A 300-nucleotide genomic window follows, 5' to 3' on the forward strand; every position below is an offset into this window, starting at 1 on the left:
TCGGGCTCGACGCGGGCGATGAACCGCTTCACCCACCGCCGCAACTCGCCGACGGTGTGCGTGGCCGCATACGCGACGCTGCGTCGGTCGAGCTTTTCGACCGATTGCTCGCGGGTGAGTTTCCATGCGCCGTTCGCGATGACCGAGACGCGAGCGGCGTCGATCTCACCCTCGCCGAACGCCTTCCAGACAGTGGGTAGGTCATCTCGAGCAGTCTCAGCCTCGTGAATCCGACCCGCGGCCTGATGCTCGCTCCAGCCGTTCGCCGGGGCCACCACCGACCGCACCGCGGCCAGAGCA

Annotated in this window: 1 protein-coding gene; it reads right to left on the reverse strand. The window is 68.0% G+C overall.

From position 1 onward, the window contains the following. A partial coding sequence (locus tag D9V41_RS17335) for a DUF222 domain-containing protein (RefSeq protein WP_166376138.1) occupies positions 1 to 300 on the reverse strand: 300 nt, incomplete at both ends.

Origin of the sequence: Aeromicrobium phragmitis (assembly GCF_003674095.1) — a bacterium.
Lineage (GTDB): Bacteria > Actinomycetota > Actinomycetes > Propionibacteriales > Nocardioidaceae > Aeromicrobium > Aeromicrobium phragmitis.